This window comes from Pseudomonas sp. LS.1a (assembly GCF_022533585.1).
In the GTDB taxonomy this organism is placed as follows: Bacteria; Pseudomonadota; Gammaproteobacteria; order Pseudomonadales; family Pseudomonadaceae; genus Aquipseudomonas.
In genome coordinates, this window is the sequence record NZ_CP092827.1 from 899055 (window position 1) to 915334 (window position 16280).

12 protein-coding genes are annotated in these 16280 nt (G+C 63.9%); 4 read left to right on the plus strand and 8 right to left on the minus strand.

All coding sequences use genetic code 11. From position 1 onward, the window contains the following. Positions 1-8 precede the first annotated feature (8 nt). From MKK04_RS04130 to norR, 8 genes are all read right to left on the minus strand, one after another. Positions 9-1397, minus strand: coding sequence for a heavy metal sensor histidine kinase (locus tag MKK04_RS04130; RefSeq protein WP_207832504.1), 1389 nt, complete (start codon positions 1395-1397; stop codon positions 9-11). Then, positions 1372-2046: a heavy metal response regulator transcription factor gene (locus MKK04_RS04135; RefSeq protein ID WP_063911272.1), complete on the minus strand. Its 675-nt coding sequence runs from the start codon at positions 2044-2046 to the stop codon at positions 1372-1374. The genes MKK04_RS04130 and MKK04_RS04135 overlap by 26 nt, the downstream gene beginning before the upstream one ends. 9 nt (positions 2047-2055) lie before the next feature. Further along, positions 2056-5148, minus strand: coding sequence for a multidrug efflux RND transporter permease subunit (locus MKK04_RS04140; RefSeq protein WP_241106274.1), 3093 nt, complete (start codon positions 5146-5148; stop codon positions 2056-2058). Continuing rightward, entirely contained in the window at positions 5145-6308 is a 1164-nt protein-coding gene (locus tag MKK04_RS04145; RefSeq protein ID WP_241106275.1) for an efflux RND transporter periplasmic adaptor subunit, read from the minus strand. Before MKK04_RS04145 ends, MKK04_RS04140 begins: the two co-directional genes overlap by 4 nt. A 290-nt stretch (positions 6309-6598) precedes the next feature. After that, positions 6599-7333, minus strand: a complete 735-nt coding sequence (locus MKK04_RS04150) for a YkgJ family cysteine cluster protein (RefSeq protein WP_241106276.1) — start codon at positions 7331-7333, stop codon at positions 6599-6601. Next, on the minus strand, positions 7330-7641 hold the full coding sequence (locus MKK04_RS04155; RefSeq protein WP_025337739.1) for a hypothetical protein: 312 nt from the start codon (positions 7639-7641) through the stop codon (positions 7330-7332). Before MKK04_RS04155 ends, MKK04_RS04150 begins: the two co-directional genes overlap by 4 nt. An 88-nt stretch (positions 7642-7729) precedes the next feature. Next, complete coding sequence (locus tag MKK04_RS04160; RefSeq protein ID WP_207832512.1) at positions 7730-8629, minus strand: chemotaxis protein; 900 nt, start codon at positions 8627-8629, stop codon at positions 7730-7732. A 272-nt stretch (positions 8630-8901) separates the two neighbouring features. Next, a complete protein-coding gene (gene norR / locus MKK04_RS04165; protein ID WP_233687282.1) occupies positions 8902-10455 on the minus strand; it encodes a nitric oxide reductase transcriptional regulator NorR in 1554 nt (517 codons plus the stop codon). Between the two features lie 154 nt (positions 10456-10609). On the opposite strand from norR, the gene hmpA reads away from it, so the two are divergent. From hmpA to cyoB, 4 genes are all read left to right on the plus strand, one after another. Then, on the plus strand, positions 10610-11788 hold the full coding sequence (hmpA, locus tag MKK04_RS04170) for an NO-inducible flavohemoprotein (protein WP_207832516.1): 1179 nt from the start codon (positions 10610-10612) through the stop codon (positions 11786-11788). 456 nt (positions 11789-12244) lie between these two features. After that, complete coding sequence (locus MKK04_RS04175; protein WP_207832518.1) at positions 12245-12751, plus strand: disulfide bond formation protein B; 507 nt, start codon at positions 12245-12247, stop codon at positions 12749-12751. 559 nt (positions 12752-13310) lie between these two features. Beyond that, positions 13311-14255, plus strand: a complete 945-nt coding sequence (gene cyoA, locus MKK04_RS04180; protein WP_015268993.1) for a ubiquinol oxidase subunit II — start codon at positions 13311-13313, stop codon at positions 14253-14255. 3 nt (positions 14256-14258) lie between these two features. After that, positions 14259-16277: a cytochrome o ubiquinol oxidase subunit I gene (gene cyoB / locus MKK04_RS04185; protein WP_207832521.1), complete on the plus strand. Its 2019-nt coding sequence runs from the start codon at positions 14259-14261 to the stop codon at positions 16275-16277. Positions 16278-16280: the final 3 nt, after the last annotated feature.

Here is a 16280-nt window from a genome sequence, read left to right on the forward strand (position 1 = left end):
GCCTCCTGTCAGGCATGGGTGGGCAGCCTGATACCAAAGGTATTGGCCCCAGCCGCACTACGCACAAACACCTCCCCACCATGCATCAGCGCAATCGCCTTGACGATCGCCAGGCCCAACCCGTGGTTACCCCCGCCGCTGTTGCTGCGTGCTGCATCCACCCGGTAGAAGCGTTCGAACAGCAACGGCAGGTGCTCATCGTCGATCGCCGGCCCCGGGTTGCTCACGGCGATGCTGACCTGCTCCGGCCCGGCAGCGATCTGCACCTCGATCACCTGGTGCGGTGCAGTGTGCTGCACGGCGTTGTTCAGCAGGTTGATCAGTGCCCGGCGCAGCTGCGCCTTTTCGATGGGCACCTGGGCATCGCCGCTCACGCTCACGCTGACCTGCGCGTCTTCAAGGATGTAGTCCAGGTAGTCGAGGGTGGTCGCCACTTCTTCGGCCAGCGAGGCCTGGGTCAGGGCGGTGGCCTTGCTGCCCTGGTCGGCGCTGGCCAGGAACAGCATGTCGTTGATGATGCTGCGCAGGCGCTCCAGCTCCTCTAGGTTCGATTGCAGCACTTCGAAGTAGTGCTCGGCGCTGCGCCCGCGGGTCAGTGCCACCTGGGTCTGGCCGATCAGGTTGGTCAGCGGCGAGCGCAATTCGTGGGCGACGTCGGCATTGAACGCCTCCAGCCGCGAATAGGCCTGGCTTACCCGGTCAAGCGCAGCGTTGAAGGCGCCAGCGAATTGCGCCAGCTCCGGGGCCAGGGCGTGGGTCTGCAGGCGCCCGTCCAGGCGCGGAGGGGCCAGCGCCTGGGCCTCAACGGACAATGCCAGCAGCGGGCGCAGGCCGATGCGCGCCACCCAGTAGCCCAGCAGCGAGGCCAGCAGCACGCCAAGCACCGCCAGCCCGACAATCGCCACCAGCAGGCTGTGCTGGGCCTGCCAGAAGGTTTCGGTGTCGATGCCGATCAGAAAGCGCAGCGGCGGTCGCTCACCCAGGGCCGGCAGCTCGCTGACCAGCACCTTGTAAGGGTAGGGCCGGTCGGGCAGGCGCAGGTCGCGCATGCCCTGTGCCCCTTCGGCGAAGGCGCGGACCAGCTCGCTGGGGTGGCCGTATTCGTAGGCCGGGTTGCTGCTGACTACCCAGAAGCGAATGCGCTTGTCCTCTTCACTGAGCAGGTTGAGCTTGTTGTTGATCTTGACCCAGTGTTCCGGGCTGCCGAAGCGGTTGAGGGTGGATTCGAGCACGCTGAAACGTGCATCCAGCTCTGCCTGCGGCAGCAGGTCGAGGCTGCGGTCGACCTGGCGGTACAGCGCCGAGCCGATCAGCAGGAACACGCCCAGCGCCACCAGGATGAACAGTGCCGACAGGCGCAGCGCGATGGAATTACCCGGCACGGTTTTCCAGGACATAGCCCATGCCTCGGATGGTGTGCAGCAGCTTGTTGTCAAAAGGCCCGTCGAGCTTGGCGCGCAGGCGCTTGATCGCCACTTCGACGACGTTGGCATCGCTGTCGAAATTGATGTCCCAGACCAGCTCGGCAATCGCCGTCTTCGACAGGATTTCGCCTTGCCGGCGGGCCAGCACGCTGAGCAGCGAGAACTCCTTGGCCGTCAGCTCCAGGCGCTGGCCGGCGCGCGTGACCTTGCGCGCCATCAGGTCGATCCACAGGTCACCCACCTGCACCTGCAGGGGTTCATGGTTGCTGCTACGGCGGGTCAGGGCCTGCAGGCGGGCGACCAGTTCGAGGAAGGAGAACGGCTTGCCCAGGTAGTCGTCGGCACCCTCGCGCAGGCCATGGATACGGTCTTCGACCCGTTCGCGGGCGGTCAGCATGATCACCGGCGTCTGCTTGCGCGCGCGCAGGGCGCGCAGCACGCCATAACCGTCCAGGCCCGGCAGCATCACATCCAGCACGATCACTGCATAGTCACCTTCCAGGGCCAGGTGCAGGCCGTCGATGCCGTCCCGCGCCAGGTCGACGGTAAACCCCTGCTCGCTGAGGCCGCGATGCAGGTAGTCGGCGGTTTTTTCTTCGTCTTCGATGATCAGTACACGCATGAGCTTGTCCTAACTGGCACTGGGCGCCGCCGCACGGGCGGCCCGGCGGCGGTGGAACAGGCGCTCCAGGGCCAAGTATATGACCGGGGTGGTGAACAGCGTCAGCGCCTGGCTCACCAGCAGGCCGCCAACCACGGCGATGCCCAGTGGCTGGCGCAGTTCGGCGCCGGTGCCGAAGCCGAACATCAGCGGCACCGCACCGAGCAGGGCGGCAAGGGTGGTCATGATGATCGGCCGGAAGCGCGTCAGGCAGGCCTGGTGGATCGCCTGCTCCGGCGTCAGGCCATGGCGGCGTTGGGCTTCGAGGGCGAAGTCGATCAGCAGGATGCCGTTTTTCTTGACGATGCCGATCAGCAGCACCACGCCGATCAGCCCCATGATGCTGAAGTCCTGGCCCATGGCCCACAGCAGTATCAGCGCGCCGAGGCCGGCCGAGGGCAGGGTGGAGATGATCGTCAATGGGTGGACGAAGCTTTCGTACAGCACACCGAGGATGATGTACACCGCCACCAGTGCTGCCAGGATCAGCCATGGCTGGCTGGACAGCGAACTCTGGAAGGCCTGGGCCGCGCCCTGGAAGTTGCCGCTGATGGAATCGGGCATGCCCAGCTCGCGCTGGGTGCGTTCAAGGATGGCCACCGCATCGCCCAGGGCCACGCCAGGGGCCAGGTTGAACGACAGGTTGGTCGCCGGGAACAGGCCGTCGTGGCTGATCGACAGCGGCCCGGTACCGGGCGGCGCCACATGGGCCACTGCCGACAGCGGCACCATCTCGTTGGTCAGCGGCGAGCGCAAGTAGAAGTAGTTGAGGCTTTCGGCCTTGCCACGCTGGCGGGCATCCAGTTCGAGGATCACCTTGTACTGGTTGGTCTCGGTCTGGAACTCACTGATCTGCCGCTGGCCGAAGGCGTCGTACAACGCCTGGTCGACATCGGTGGTGGTCAGGCCGAAACGTGCCGCGGCCTGGCGGTCGATATCGATGCGGGTGACGCTGGCGCCCAGTTGCAGGTCGTTGGACAGGTCGCGCAACGCCGGGTTTTCCCGCAGGCGCTCGGTCAGGCGCTGGGTCCACAGGTTCAGCGCCATGCCGTCGTTGCTCTTGAGCACGTACTGGTACTGGGTGCGCGACGGGCCGGAGCTGAGGTTGATGTCCTGGCCGGCGCGCATGTACAGGACGATGCCCGGCACCTGGGCCAGCTTGGGCCGCAGCCGGTCGATCAGTGCGCTGGCCGACACATCGCGCTCGCCACGCGGCTTGAGGGCGATCCAGAAGCGGCCGTTGGCGATGGTCTGGTTGCTGCCGGTAACGCCCACCGAGTGGGAGAACGCGCGCACCGCCGGGTCGGCCTCGATGATCTTGGCCAGCGCCTGGTGCTTCTCGATCATCGATGGGTACGACACATCCGCCGCCGCCTCGCTGGTGCCGAGGATGAAGCCGGTGTCCTGCAGCGGGAAAAAGCCCTTGGGGATACCTACGTAACCTGCCACCGCCAGGGCCAGGGTCAGGCCGAACACGCCGAGGGTCAGGCGCTGGTGGGCGAGGGCGTGGTCCAGGCCCTTTTCGTACCACCTGACCAGGCGCTCGCCGAAGCCGCCCTTGTGCTCGCCGGGCGGGCGGCGCATGAACAGCGCACACAGGGTTGGTGCCAGGGTCAGCGAAACCACCACCGAAATCAGGATGGTGGCGGTGGCGGTAAGGGCGAACTCCTTGAACAGCCTGCCGACCACACCGCCCATGAACAGCAGCGGGATGAACGCGGCAATCAGCGAGAAACTGATCGACACCACGGTAAAGCCGATTTCCCCCGCGCCCTTGAGCGCCGCCGTGCGGCTGTCGTCGCCGGCCTCCAGGTGGCGGTGGATGTTCTCCACCACGACGATGGCATCGTCGACCACGAAGCCCACCGAGATGACGATGGCCACCAGGGTCAGGTTGTTCAGGCTGAAGCCGAAGATGTACATCAGCGCACAACTGGCAATCAGCGATACGCCGAGCACGCTGGACACCACCAGGGTCGCTGACCACTGGCGCAGGAACAGCGCCATCACCCCGATCACCAGGGCCACGGCGATCATCAGGGTCAGCTCCACTTCGTGCAGCGAGGCGCGGATGGTCTGGGTGCGGTCCTGCAGCACCGACACCTCGACCGAGGCCGGCAGCATCTCCTGCAGCATGGGCAGCGCGGCCATTATCCGGTCCACGGTATCGACAATGTTGGCGCCGGGCTGGCGAAAGATCACCAGGTTCAGTCCCGGCTGGTCGCCGGACCAGGCTTTGACGTAGGCGTTCTCGGCGCCGTTGATCACCTTGGCCACGTCCTTCAGGTGCACCGGTGCACCGTCACGGTACGAGACGATCAGCTGGGCGTAGTCGTCGGGGTGGAACAACTGGTCGTTGGCGGCGATGGTCGACACGCTGTGCTCGCCGTACAGCGCGCCCTTGGCCAGGTTCAGGCTGGTCTGTTGGATGGCGTGGCGCAGGTCGGCCAGGGTCAGGCCGATGGCCGCCAGCTTCTCGGGTTGCGCCTGCACGCGGATCGCCGGGCGCAGTTGCCCGGTGATGTTGATCAGGCCCACCCCTTCGATCTGGCTCAGCTGGCGCGCCAGCAGGGTTTCGGCGTAGTCGCTGAGTTCGTTGCCGGGCATCTGGCTGGAGCTGACGGTCATCACCAGCACCGGGCTGTCGGCGGGGTTGACCTTGCGCCAGGTCGGCGGGTTGGGCAGGTCTTGTGGCAGGCGCGCAGTGGCGGTGTTGATCGCCGCCTGCACTTCCTGGGCGGCAGTGTCGATGTTCTTGTCGAGCGTGAACTGCAGGATCAGGGTGGTCGAGCCCAGCGCGCTGCTGCTGGTCATCTGGGTCATGCCAGGGATGGCGCTGAACTGCACTTCCAGCGGCGTGGCCACCGACGAGGCCATGGTTTCCGGGCTGGCGCCGGGCAGCTGGGCGGTCACCTGAATGGTCGGGAAGTCTGCCTCAGGTAGCGGCGCTACCGGCAGGCGCGGGAAAGCGATGGCCCCCAGCAGCACCAGGGCGAAGGTCAGCAGCAAGGTGGCGATGGGGTGGTCGATGCACCAGGCCGAAACACCGTTGCGCGTGTTCATGGCTGGCTCCGGCGGTCAGCCATTTCCGAGGGGGCGGGGGCGTCAGGGGCCACTTCGACCCGCGAACCGGGCTTGAGCCGTGACTGGCCGTCGAGCACCAGGCGCTCGCCCGGCTTGACCCCGGCAATGATGTTCAGCCCGCTGTCCTGGTACAGCACCTTGACCGGCACACTGGTGACCCTGTCACCGTCCAGGCGGTAGACGAAGTGCCCGTCGACGCCGCGTTGCACCACCGGCGGCGGCACTACCAGGGCGTTTTCTTCCACTGCGGTGCGCAGGCGAATGGTGACCAGCTGGCCCGGCCACAGGCGGCCGTCCTTGTTGTCGAACTCGGCTTTTACCCGCACGGTGCCGGTGGTGGTGGAAATCTGGTTGTCGATCAGCGCCAGGTGGCCTTCACCGAGCAGGCTGCGTTCGCCGTCGGCGTCCATATAGGCCTGCACCAGCGCCGGGGTGGGCGCCTTCAGCAGGCTCTGCAGGGTCGGCAGCATTTGCTGTGGCAGGGCGAACTCGACGGCGATCGGGTCGATCTGGGTGACGCTGAACAGGCTGCGGGTATCGCTGGTGCGCACCAGGTTGCCGGGGTCGACGTTACGAATACCCACCCGGCCGGTCACCGGCGAGCGGACCTGTGTGTACGACAGCTGCACCTCGGCATTGGCGATGGCTGCCTGGTTGCCTTTGACCGTGGCCTGCAGGCGGTTGACCAGGGCCTGCTGCTGGTCGAGGGTCTGCTTCGATACGCCGTTGTCGGTACTCAGCAGGCGGTAGCGCTGCAGGTCGACATTGGCGACCTGGATCTGCGCCTGGCTCTGGCCCAGTTCGGCACGGGCCTGGTCGAGGCTGGCGCGGATGGCACGGTCGTCGAGGGTGGCCAGCAGGTCGCCTTCCTTCACCCACTGGCCTTCCTTGACCAGCACCTGGGTCAGTACCCCCTCCACTTGCGGGCGCACTTCGACGCTGTGCAGCGACAGCACCGAACCGATGGCGCTGGTATAGCGCGGCACGTTCTGCTGGACGACACTGACCACGCGCACCGGCACGGCGGTTTGCGCGCGGGCGGCAGGTGCGGGCTGGCGCTGGCCGAACCAGAGACCCGCTACCGCCAGGACGAGGAGCGCCAGGGTGGCGAGGAGGACAGGGCGGGACGGACGTCGCATCGGTGCGGGCACCTTGGCCGGAGGGGAGGGAAGGGAGCTGTATTCAATCTTATAGCCCCCGAACCGGGTCGGCAGCGTGACCGCTGGCTGACAGCGCTGTCAGTTTCGCTTGCCGCGCCACTACGCACCTAGCATGCGAACTGCGCCCCCTGTGGGAGCGGCTTTAGCCGCGAAGAATCCAACGCGGTGCATGGCACCGGCTGCGCCGGTGTTCGCGGGCACGCCCGCTCCCACAGGGACCGCGGCAGGCTTTGGTTCCTGTGCAAGGCGGTTGCCCCGCCAAGGCATAGCTAGAAGCTGATGAAGGCGTAATACACCGGGGGCTCGCTGGTGGTGCGCAAACCATGTTCCTGCAAGCTCGCCACCAGCGCCGCGTCCTCCACGTGCAGGGTCCACTGTGCCAGGCCAGCCTCCGGTACCTGCTCCAGACCCGCGCGGAAGGCCCCCATGTCAGGCAGGTAGGCAGTAAATCCGTTGCCCTTGAGTGCACTGGTGGTCATCCCCAGCGCCTGGCACACCGCCACCTTCGCGGCGATGTCATCGCGGTCGGCCTGGCGCGAGGCCTGCACCAGTGCCTCCAGTTCGGCATCGACCAGTTGCGTGCCGTGAATCAGATCCGGCCCCTGCTGCCAGGCTTCCGGCGGGCAGTCCTTGCTGTCCGGCCGCAGCGGGATATGCGGGTTGATTTCCACCGGGTAGATGCGACAGACCAGCGGCCGCTGGTCATAGATGGTACACAGGTCGTTGTCGTCGAGGTTGCGGCAGCGGCCGGGATTGAACGCGGCAAAGGTCACCGATACGCGTGCCTCGCTGTCGCCGCAGGGCACGGGATGGGAGCGACGCAGCACATGATCACGCTGTTCTACCGGCATGCCAGGGCCGTCCGCCACAAAGGCTTCGATCAGTACCACCACCTGGCCGGCGTTGTCCGCCCAGCGGCGTGCTTCGGCCAGGGTCAAGGGCACGTGGTGGCCGGTGCAGCACTTGCCGCAGCCGGTACAGGCGAAACGCAGGTTGTCGGTCACTTGGCTTCCGGGCTCCATTCGCTGACAAAGGCGCGCTGGTGCTGGCGGTCGTACAGGCACAACTCGGTGCCGGTGCGCTGCTGCATGTGCTTCTGGGGGTAGACGCCTTCGATCAGCAGGGCACTCATGCCCACCTGGTCATCGAACTCGGCAGGCTTGCTGCGGGCGTGTGCGTCCTTGAACTGGCTGGCGGCCAGGCAGGCCTTGAGCATCTGCTGGCGCTGCTCGTTCCAGGCCTGGCTGCTGGAAGCCTGGGCAATACCGCTGAAGAGGGCGCAACTGATCAGGATAGAGCTGAGAAACTTCATACACGATTCCGGCAAGTTACCTGCGAGGGGCGCGAATTATGCCCGACTCGACCCCGGCGGCAAGCCGGGGAGTTTGTCTCCGAATATATCAACGCTCGGCGAACACCACGGCGCGCGCCGCCACCACCAGACAATCGGTCAGCTCCGGCGAGGAGAACTTGGTGAGGATGGCATTGGCCCCGGCCTGGGTCGCCTTTTCGCTGCTCATGGCGCTGTCCAGCGAGGTATGCAGCAATATGTACAGGTGCTGGAAGTCGGGGGTTTCGCGCAGGGTGCGGGTGAAGGCGTAGCCGTCCATTTCGCTCATTTCGATGTCGGAGACGATCACGTTGATTTCCTGCGCGGTGCCTTGCAGGTCCAGCAACACGTTGATGGCGTCCTTGGCGCTGCGCGCGGTGTGGCATTCGACGCCGAGGTTGCGCAGGGTGTGCACCGACTGCTGCAGGGCCACCTGGCTGTCATCCACCACCAGGATATTGGCTGCGGCCAGCAGGCTGGCGTCTTCCTCGCTCAAGGTGCGCTGAGGCGGCTCAGGCGTCGGCGGGGCGATGGCATGGATGACTTTTTCGATGTCCAGCACCTGCACCAGGGTGTTGTCGACCCGGGTCACGCCGGTGATGAACGATCGGCTGCCTGAGCCATAGGGTGGTGGTTTGATGTCGGTGCTCAGGCAATGCACGATGCGGCTGACCGCCTGCACATGCAGGCCCTGACGCGAGCGGCTGATCTCGGTAACGATCAGACAGCCACCGTCCGGATCGGCCAGCGGCCGTTCGCCAATGGCGCGGGACAGGTCGATGACCGACAGCGGGTTGCCGCGCAGGGTCGCCACGCCTTTCACGTGGGGGTGTGATTCGGGCAGCTTGGTCAGCGCCGGGCAAGGGATGATCTCGCTGACCTTGAGCAGGTTGATTGCCATCAACTTGCCGCTGCGCAGGGTGAACAGCAGCAGGGACAGCGAGTCCGCGCGGGCATTTTGCGTGGCCATGGTGACCTTCATGGGGAACAGGGAGTAACCGGTTATCGGCCTGTTCGGGCTTGGCTTTAGTCATTTTGCACCGAGCCAAGGAATGCTCGGGCCCCTGTGGGAGCGGCTTTAGCCGCGAACACCGGCGCAGCCGGTGCCATGCACCGCGTTGGATTCTTCGCGGCTAAAGCCGCTCCCACAGGGTACGCGGATTGCTTGCAAGTTCAGCTATTCATGCGACAGCGCAGGCCAAAGGGCCGGGCCACCTCCCACAGGTACCGCGCTGGTTTCAATCAGCGCAGCCCCAGCCGACGGGCCAGGCGGCTAAGGTTGGCGCGGTCCAGGCCGAGTTCCCGGGCAGCCGCTGCCCAGTTTCCTTCGTGCCGCTGCAGACAGGCTTCGATCACCTGGCGCTGGTAGGCGTCGACGGCTTCGCGCAGACCCCCCTCGGGTAGCGGTGCTGCCTGCAAGGACGCGGCAGGGGAGGGCGGGATGCCGGGCGTTGCCGTTGCGCGCAGGTCCAGGTCGATGGCTTCCAGGGTAAGGATGCGTGGCCTGTCAGGGTGTTGGCCCAGCGCCTTGAGCGCCGAGCGACCGATCAGGTGTTCCAGTTCACGCACGTTGCCTGGCCAGTCGTAGGCCAGCAGCGCGGCCTGGGCTTCGCTGCTCAGGCGCAGGCTGTTCAGGCCCAGGCGCGAACGGTTCTGTTCGAGGAAGTAGCCGGCCAACAGCAGCACATCTCGCCCACGTTCGCGCAACGGTGGCACGTGCAGCGGGTACACGCTGAGGCGATGATAGAAGTCGGCGCGGAAGTTGCCAGTGCGTACTTCTGCTGCCAGGTCGCGGTTGGTGGCTGCGATCAGGCGCACATCCACCCGGTGCTCGCGGTCCGAGCCCAGGCGCTGCAACTGGCCGCTCTGCAGCACACGCAGCAGCTTGGCTTGCACCGTCAGCGGCAGTTCACCGACTTCGTCGAGGAACAGTGTGCCGCCATTGGCCAGTTCGAACTTGCCACGGCGCTCGCCATGGGCACCGGTGAAGGCACCGCGCACATGGCCGAACAGTTCGCTTTCCACCAGGGTGTCGGGCAGGGCAGCACAGTTCAGGCTGACCAGCGGTTTGTCGGCGCGGTTGCTGGCCTGGTGCAGGGCCTGGGCCACCAATTCCTTGCCAACGCCGGTCTCACCGGTGATCAGCACGGTCAGGTCGCTGCCACCGACCAGGCGGATTTCCTCCACCAGGCGCTTGTGCGCAGGGCTCTGGCCAATCAGCTCTTTATCCTGGCCGCTGGCCTGGCGGTAGATCTCGGCGCGGTGGTGCTCGTCTTCCGCGCGCAGGGCCAGGTGCTCGATGCGCTCGGCCACGGTGACCGTGGCGGCGGCCAGGCTGGCGAAGGCCTGCAGGGCGCCCAGCTCCAGGCTCTGGAACTGCCCCGGGGTGAGGGCGTCGAGGGTAACCAGGCCCCAAGGGCGTTCGTCAACCATCAACGGGCAGCCCATGCAGTCATGTACTTCCAGGTTGGCATCGGGGGTGTTGACCAGGCCGTCGTAAGGGTCGGGCAGCTCGGAGTCACTGGCAAAGCGAGTGGGTTCCGGGCTGCTGAGCAGGACCTGGAAGCGTGGGTGCTCGCTGACCCGGAAGCGCCGGCCCAGTGTATCGGGGCTCAGGCCGTCCACTGCCAGCGGCACCAGCCACTCGCCGTCCAGGCGCAGCAGCGCGGCGGCATCGCAGGGCAGCAACCCACGCATGGCCTGCAGCAGGCGGCGATAGCGTTCCTGGTCGGGCAGGTCGCGGGACAGGTCGCTGACCAGGGGCAGCAGGGTGGTGAGCAGCGGCTTTGTGGTCATATTGACTCCTGTAAGTCGATATGACTATACGCCGGGGTGGGTCGTTTTGACATGATCGGCGTCAACTGCCTGATTTTGCTGGAGATAAAAGTTGGCACGGTTGATGTAATGACCGAGGCAGTCATTCGAAGCCACAGGCTCAGGAGTTGTTGCAATGCTCAATGCCGAACAACGTGCAATCATCAAGGCCACTGTCCCCCTGCTGGAAAGCGGCGGCGAGGCGCTGACCACCCACTTCTACAAGATGATGCTCAGCGAGTACCCGCAAGTGCGTCCGCTGTTCAACCAGGCCCACCAGGCCAGTGGTGACCAGCCGCGCGCCCTGGCCAACGGCGTGCTGATGTATGCCCGCCACATCGACCAGCTGGAGCAGCTTGGCGGCCTGGTCGGCCAGATCATCAACAAGCACGTTGCCTTGCAGATTCTGCCCGAGCACTACCCGATCGTCGGCAGCTGCCTGCTGCGCGCCATCGAAGAAGTGCTGGGCAAGGAAATCGCCACCCCCGCCGTGATAGATGCCTGGGGCGCGGCCTATGGCCAGCTGGCCGACATCCTGATCGGTGCCGAAGAGAATCTCTATAAACAGAAGGAAGAGGCCGAAGGTGGCTGGCGCGGTACCCGCGAATTCCGCCTGGTACGCCGTGAGCAGGAAAGCAGCGAAATCGTATCGTTCTACTTTGCCCCGGTGGATGGCAAGCCGGTGCTCAAGGCCGAGCCTGGCCAGTACATCGGCCTGAAGCTGGACATCGACGGTGCCGAGCAGCGCCGTAACTATTCCCTGTCGGCATTGTGCGACGGCAAGGAATACCGCATCAGCGTCAAGCGCGAGGCGGGCGGCAAGGTCTCCAACTACCTGCACGACGTACTGGCGGTGGGCGATACCCTGCAGCTGTTCCCGCCGGCTGGCGATTTCACCCTGGTTGCCAGCGACAAGCCGCTGGTGCTGATCAGCGGTGGCGTGGGGATTACCCCGACCCTGCCAATGCTGCAGGCGGCACTGCAAACCCAGCGTGAGGTGCATTTCATTCACTGCGCGCGCAACGGTGCCGTGCATGCCTTCCGCGACTGGATCGACGAGCTGGCCGCGCGTCACCCGCAGCTCAAGCGCTTCTACTGCTATGCCGAACCGCAGGGTGGCGCCGCAGCTGATGCCTTGGGCCTGCTGAGCGAGGACCTGCTGGCCGAGTGGCTGCCGCAGGAGCGTGACGTGGATGCCTACTTCCTCGGGCCCAAGGGTTTCATGGCGGCGGTCAAGCGCCAGCTGAAGGGCCTGGGTGTGCCAGAGCAGCAGAGCCGCTACGAGTTCTTCGGGCCGGCGGCTGCGCTGGAGTGATGTAGCGCCTGTACCGGCCCTTTCGCGGGTGAACCCGCTCCCACAGTGATCGCACAGGTTTTGAACCTTGTGGGGGCCCTGTGGGAGCGGGTTTACCCGCGAAGAGGCCGGTACAGGCTTACAGAATATTTATCCCGGCCGCTGGGCCGCACCTCACCTTCCTGCCTATATAAAGGAGAGATGAAAGCGCCAGTGCAGCTTTCATCGTTAATCGTCCTTTAATCACGGTATCCTTCACTCCCGGGTGTCGAGGGGCTTGCTCCTGCGCGGCACCCGGCAGCCGTTTTTTGCCGCCCGACGTTGAACCGACGTCGTTGCGGCCGGTCTCAGCCACACCGGATAGCCCAGCAGCGCCATCACGCCGCTTCCTCGGCACGCTCAAAGGCCCTGCCCAGCGTGTAGACTTGCGCCCAGGCAGGCGGACCACGCTGCCACTATCCATCGAAGGAACCGGCAATGAACGAACAAACATCGCGCCTGAATCGGGAACGGCGCTTTCTGGTGCTGTTGGGCCTGATCTGCATTTCGCTGATCGGTGGCGCCCTCTACATGCAGATAGTCCTGGGCGAGGCACCCTGCCCATTGTGCATCCTGCAGCGTTATGCGCTGCTGTTCATTGCCGTGTTCGCCTTCCTCGCCGCGGCGATGCCCGGGCGCCGCAGCCTGACCTTCTTCGAGGCACTGGTGGTGCTCAGCGCCATTGGCGGAATCGTTGCGGCCGGCAACCATGTGTATATACTCGCCAACCCCATGGTCAGTTGCGGCATCGACACCCTGCAACCGATCGTGGACGACCTGCCGCTGGCCAAGCTCTGGCCGCTGGTGTTCCAGGTCGACGGCTTCTGCAGCACGCCGTACCCGCCGATCCTCGGTTTGTCTCTGGCGCAATGGGCGCTGGTTGCGTTCGTCCTGACGGCCGTCCTGGTTCCGCTCGGGATCTATCGCAACCGACGCCGGGCTTAGACAAAAGTCCCGAATTGCATGGGGTCTTTTGCGCCGCATGAGAAGAGGGGAAATTTGCTCCCCGCTTGATCCAGATCAACCCGGAGGCCTTGCAGAATGCGGCTTTGGGGCCTAGCAAGCGGGGTGCGACAAACTGTCGCGAAGTTGAGTTTTTGAGCAGTATTGTTGCAGATTCTGTAAAAGACTGTTGCTCAATAAGTCATAGTCAAGGGTTGGCGACCTATCTACAATCGCCCCCAATTTCCGTTCGGCACTGCTTGCAAGTCGCAGGATTGAAGGAAGCCCCAGCGCTCCTTTTTGCTGACTTCGTCAAGTTTCGCCCAACGGCGATACCGGGCGGACCCCCCTCCGCGTTTTCCCGCACCAAATGGACTTGGTCTGAAGTACAGGCCTGTTGCCTACGAAACCATAAGCACCGCTAACTCGCTTCACGCCTAGGTCCTGCAGTCAGACCCCGGGCAGGAGCGAGTACGGGCGTGAAATGCCTCACTTGGCAGGACGAAGTGTTGGCTACCAAAACACAAATTGCATTGAAGCAAGCTGATCTAGAGGTCGTGAGATGAGTAAAAAGCGTTACCCCAGACTGTTTGGCATATTGCCCTTTTTAGGCATGCTTTTACTCAGTGGGTGCAACTGGACCCTGCTCGACCCGAAGGGCCAGGTCGGCATTGAGCAAAAGAACCTGATCCTGATCGCTACCGGCCTGATGCTGCTGGTGGTGATTCCGGTCATTATCATGACCGTGGTTTTCGCCTGGAAGTACCGTGCTTCCAACAAGGCTGCCACCTACACCCCCGACTGGTCGCACTCGACCAAGATCGAAGCCGCGGTGTGGATCATCCCGATCCTGATCATCATCGCCCTGGGCTACTTCACCTACCACTCCACCCACAAGCTGGACCCGTACCGTCCGCTGGATTCCGATGTGAAGCCAGTGCAGATCGACGTGGTCGCGCTGGACTGGAAGTGGCTGTTCATCTACCCGGAGCAGGGCATTGCCACGGTCAACAAGATCGTCTTCCCGGCTAACACCCCGGTTAACTTCCGCGTCACTTCCGATGCCGTGATGAACTCGTTCTTCATCCCGGGCCTGGGCGGCCAGATCTACGCCATGGCCGGCATGACCACCAAGCTGCACCTGATCGCCAACGAAAACGGCGAGTTCGACGGTATCAGCGCCAACTACAGCGGTGCTGGCTTCACCGGCATGAAATTCAAGGCTACTGCCACCTCCCAGGAAGACTTCGACAAGTGGGTCGCCGAGGTCAAGCAGTCGCCGAAGAAGCTGGACAAGGCCGAATACGACGCCTTGGCCAAACCAAGCGAAAACAACCCAGTCGCGCTGTATAGCGAGGCTTCGCCTGACCAGTTCCAGCTGATCGTCGACAAGTACGAAGGCATGAACCGCGGTCGTCCGAGCCACGAAGAAGCAGGCAGCAAAGATCTGGCCACTACCAAGGGTGTGGAATCGAGTATGCAACCAGCTGCCGGTGCAGAGGAGTAAGAGATGTTCGGTAAACTAAGCCTGGAGGCGATACCCTATCACGAGCCGATAGTCATGGTGACGCTTGCCATGATCGCGCTCGGTGGTATCGCTGTCGTCGGTGCTATCACCTACTTCCGCAAGTGGACCTACTTGTGGACCGAGTGGTTGACGACTGTCGACCACAAGAAGATCGGGGTGATGTACATCATCGTCGCGATGGTCATGCTGCTGCGCGGCTTTGCCGACGCCATCATGATGCGTACCCAGCTGGCTGCCGCTACCGGTGGCTCCGAAGGCTACCTGCCGCCTGAACACTATGACCAGATCTTCACCGCTCACGGTGTGATCATGATCATCTTCATGGCGATGCCGTTCTTCACCGGCCTGATGAACCTGGCGGTTCCTCTGCAGATCGGTGCACGTGACGTTGCCTTCCCGTTCCTGAACTCCCTGAGCTTCTACCTGCTGCTGGCAGGCGTGCTGCTGGTCAACATCTCGCTGGGCGTTGGTGAATTCGCCAAGACCGGCTGGGTTGCCTATCCGCCGCTCGCGGGCATTCAGTACAGCCCTGGGGTGGGTGTCGACTACTACATCTGGGCGCTACAGCTCTCGGGCCTGGGTACGACGCTTACCGGCGTGAACTTCCTCGTCACCGTGATGAAGATGCGCGCCCCTGGCATGAAGCTGATGGACATGCCGATCTTCACCTGGACCTGCACCTGGGCCAACGTGCTGATCGTGGCTTCCTTCCCGATCCTGACCGCTGCACTCGCTCTGCTGACTGTTGACCGTTATCTGGACTTCCACATCTTCACCAACGAGCTTGGTGGGAACCCGATGATGTACGTCAACCTGTTCTGGGCGTGGGGTCACCCTGAGGTCTACATCCTGATCCTGCCGGCCTTCGGCGTGTTCTCGGAAGTTACCTCCACCTTCGCAGGCAAGCGTCTGTTCGGCCACCACTCGATGATCTACGCATCGGGCGCCATCGCCGTGCTGGGCTTCGCTGTATGGCTGCACCACTTCTTCACCATGGGTGCCGGCGCCAGCGTCAACACCTTCTTCGGCCTGGCGACGATGCTGATCTCCATTCCGACCGGTGTGAAGCTGTTCAACTGGCTGTTCACCATCTACCAGGGCCGTCTGCGCTTCACCGCGCCGATCATGTGGACCCTGGGCTTCATGATCACCTTCTCCATCGGTGGCATGACTGGTGTTCTGCTGGCTGTTCCAGGTGCTGACTTCGTGCTGCACAACAGCCTGTTCGTAATTGCTCACTTCCACAACGTGATCATCGGTGGTGCGGTATTCGGCTACATCGCCGGCTTCGCCTACTGGTTCCCGAAAGCCTTCGGTTTCACCCTGAACGAGAAGTGGGGCAAGGCTGCCTTCTGGTTCTGGATCTCGGGCTTCTACGTTGCGTTCATGCCGCTGTACGCCCTGGGCTTCATGGGCATGACCCGTCGTCTGAACCACTCCGACAACCCACTGTGGGAACCCTACCTGTACGTAGCCGTTGTCGGCGCCGTGCTGATCCTGTTCGGTATCGCCTGCCAGCTGATCCAGCTGTACGTATCGGTTCGCGATCGCAACCAGAACCTGGACGTGACCGGCGACCCATGGGGCGGCCGTACCCTGGAATGGTCGACTTCGTCGCCACCTCCGTTCTACAACTTCGCCCACATGCCTGAGAAGGTTGGCCTGGATGCCTGGCACGAAGCCAAGGAAGCCGGTGTTGCCTACAAGCCTGCGGCCAAGTACGAAGCGATCCACATGCCGAGCAACACCTCCACCGGTTTGTTCATGGGCCTGTTCCTGACCGTCTTCGGCTTCGCCTTCATCTGGCACATCTGGTGGCTGGTTGGCGCGAGCCTGGTTGCAACCATCGCTGTCTTCGTTCGCCACGCTGCGCGTGACGACCAGGGCTACATGGTTCCGGCCGAAGAAGTGGCGCGCATCGAAGGCGAGCGCATGAAAGCGCTGGCCAAAGCAGGTGCTCTGCCTGCCGGCGCACGTGTCGAATCGTTTGAGCGGGTGTAATCA